This window comes from Acinetobacter lwoffii, assembly GCF_024129685.1.
GTDB classification, from domain to species: Bacteria; Pseudomonadota; Gammaproteobacteria; order Pseudomonadales; family Moraxellaceae; genus Acinetobacter; species Acinetobacter lwoffii_X.
Genome location: NZ_JAMXXL010000094.1, coordinates 1 through 274, shown reverse-complemented (window position 1 = coordinate 274; position 274 = coordinate 1). Strand labels below are relative to the sequence as shown.

General features: G+C 36.9%; 1 protein-coding gene. It reads left to right on the top strand.

The window, feature by feature from the left end:
* Positions 1-274 (top strand): transposase (locus NI464_RS15810; protein ID WP_253139557.1); only part of this gene is annotated, 274 nt, incomplete at both ends.

Sequence of the window (274 nt, the reverse complement as noted above, 5' to 3'; positions counted from 1 at the left end):
TTAGATTATTCAAATTACTAGCCTCATGCCCCGATATGGAGTGGATTTTTATTGATGGCTCTCATGTACGTGCTCATCAACATTCTGCCGGCATAGCGAATCAATCTATTTCTAAAAGTGTAGGAGGAAACTCCTCAAAAATACATTTGATTGTTGATGCACATGGCAATCCTATTGATTTCGTGATTACCGATGGAACCACACATGATGTTAAAGTTGCACCTGATTTAATATCAACATTAGATTTAAAAGAGACAAAAGTGGTATGTGCAGA